At 64.0% G+C, this 2,613-nt stretch carries 1 protein-coding gene; it reads right to left on the reverse strand.

Features of this window, described 5'->3' with window-relative positions:
• Positions 1–186 precede the first annotated feature (186 nt).
• Positions 187–1,935 carry an ATP-binding protein gene (locus VI480_RS00115; RefSeq protein ID WP_323670775.1) on the reverse strand — a complete coding sequence of 583 codons (1,749 nt, stop codon included), beginning with the start codon at positions 1,933–1,935 and terminating at the stop codon, positions 187–189.
• Positions 1,936–2,613: the final 678 nt, after the last annotated feature.

Below are 2,613 nucleotides of genomic sequence, written 5' to 3' on the forward strand. Positions count from 1 at the left end.
CGACTTCCCGCACCCCACCTGCCTGTACCCACGCGACGATCACGACCTGGCCAAGGCGCTCGAGGGGATCCCCCGCGACGACGTCGAGCGCATCATGTCGCTCAACGCCGCAGAGCTCTACCGCATCGACATCTGATCGCTGTTCCGCGCGACGCAGCAGAACCCATGCAATGGCAGGAGAGGTCGTCAGTTCGTCGCACCGAGGCGGGTCATCATGGCGCTCTCTGCGAGCCTGCTGACCGTTGTCAAGTAGACGTCCCACGGCAGTGTGCCGATGCCATCAGACGCATCGGTGGGATGGCCTACGGGCAGATCCCGTCCGACGAGATACGCGTTGCCCGCGAAGCGGTCATGACGACGAATCAATGCTCGCAGGCCGGAAAGGTCATGCAGCGCTGACGACGTGACCTCGAACGCCAAGGGCGCTCGCAGGTCGTCGTAGACCAGATCGACCTCGTGGCGTCCTTCGCGCCAGTGATACAGCCGCGCTCCCGCCTGCGTCGCCAGGGAATGCAGCGTCGAGGCGGCCATGTTCTCGATGAGGTGACCGGCTTCGCCGGGGTATCGCAGCGGCGCGAGTCCTCGCTGCAGCACCGCGCTGCGCACGGCGCTGTCCATGAAGTAGATCTTGCGACCGCGGCGCTGCACCTTCGCTTCGCTGCCCGCATAGTTGGGCAACGTGAAGACGATGAACGCAGCTTCCAAGTAGGCCAGGTACCGCTCGATCGTCGCCTCCGACAGCCGCAGGTCAGCGGCGATGTTCGAGGGCGACAGCAATTGCGCGACTTGGCCGGCGAGTACATACAGCAGCCGCTCGAGCATCATCGGATTGTCGATCTGAAACGCCTGCGGGATGTCCTTGTAGACCGCGCGTTCGACGGAGTCCTCACGCAGGCTGAGCTGAGCAGCGACCAGTGCATCGGTGAGGGGTCCCTCGTCAGCGACCGGGCCGTATTCGGGGGGCACCCGTGCCTGCCCTGCATGCAGCAGGAGTTCGGGAAAGCCGCCTACGAGCATCAGCATGCGGGCCGCCTCGGACGAAGCGAAGTCGGAAGCTGTTCCCTCTTGGAGTCGTCGTAGTCCGTCGGCAAGGGAGGTACTGGGTGGTATTTCTTGGCGAGATTGCTCTGCAGGCGACGCGACGAACTGCATCGCCTCGGAGACCAAGCACGGCGCCAGCGAGACCTCCCTCCAGCGTCCGACCCCGCTGTCCTGCCGACGTCGCCGAAGCGCAGCACTGGCGCTCGATGTCGCAGCGATGCGGACGGGCCAGCGCTCGTCATGGAAGTTCTTCAGCCACAAGTCCCAGTCGTCGGCGTAGGTGACTTCATCGAGGAACAGAAAGATTGGCCGCTCGACCGAAATGCCCTTCGACTCCGGGAACTTGGCGTGTGTCCGCGGTGCCGCCCGTGCGACCAGTTGCTCCTCCAGAGGACCCTCCTGAGAGGCGAAAGCTGCCGCCAAGGCGTCTCGTTCCTCTGGCACGGTGAGATCAACGAACTCTTGGAGCGCCGAGAATGCGGTCATGCTCCGAACGACCTCGCCGAGCGGCACGTCCATCAAGAGCGGATGATCGAGGCGCAGCCACCAGATGCGGTGGCGTTCGATCCCCTCTGCGAGCAAATGAGCGACCGTCTGATACAGCACCGTGGTCTTGCCGACCCGGCGCGGGCCCAAGATGACATGCCATCGCAGCAGACCATCGGCGAGCATGCTCCGCCAGAGCACCCGTGCGAGCGGACGCTCCGTCGGCGGAGCGAGCGCGGCCGGCACCGCACCCGTGCGATGCCATGGGTTCTGATCGCTGAGCAATCGCAGCCGCTGACCCCCTGCATCCGGGCCGTTGATGATCTCGTTGACGTAGTTCTCGTCGCTGGACAACAAATCCAGGTCAGCTTCGTCACTTCCGTCGCCATCGTCGTCTCGGATCTCCATCGCAGCCCTGATCTTTCACGCCCAAATTTGCCTGAGGGTAATTAGGGTATCAACCCTTACAAAAAAATGGTTATCTAGGTCTTAAGCCTTTTGACCATGTCAAGGCGCGGCTTGCTCGCGAGGCTGGGCCAAAGCATCTCATGACCGAGTGCGAAACCGAAGCGCCAGTGCCCCGTCGCCAGTACACAACGCTGGGCTAGAACAGCGCAATGAAGTTCGGGATCTTCTACGAGCTGTCGGTGCCACGGCCGTTCAGCCGGGCGAATGAGTGGCTGACGTACCACAACGCGCTCGAACAGCGCCGGGTGGCCGACTGCGACCCGGTGGGCAGCTTCGTGAACGACCAGGTCCACACGCTCAACTTCCTGTACTGCCACGAGGACTATCGCCAAGCGGCAGCGCTGGGCCTGCCGATGGTGGGCGCATTCAGCATGTCCAACGCGCACCTGTACTTCACCCGCGAGGCGCACCCGACGCGGGCGTACCAGACGGCTCGGCAATGCGGGTGCCGCATTGCGCAGCCGACTTCTGGCAGGCCGCCATCGGCTTCAACACGCGGGTCGGCAACGGGCGTCCCTACATCACGCTGTCAGAAGCCGGCGGCGGCCGCATGCTCAACCACCTCACCATCCAGCGCGTGCCCGAAGCCAAGACGACGAAGCTGCGCGCCCACCTCGA

Origin of the sequence: Candidatus Poriferisodalis multihospitum (genome assembly GCF_028283155.1) — a bacterium.
In the GTDB taxonomy this organism is placed as follows: domain Bacteria; phylum Actinomycetota; class Acidimicrobiia; order Acidimicrobiales; family Poriferisodalaceae; genus Poriferisodalis; species Poriferisodalis multihospitum.

Coding starts and splice junctions, on each gene's coding strand:
- VI480_RS00115 (WP_323670775.1), bottom strand. CDS start 1,935: ATGGAGATCCGAGACGACGATGGCGACGGAAGTGACGAAGCTGACCTG.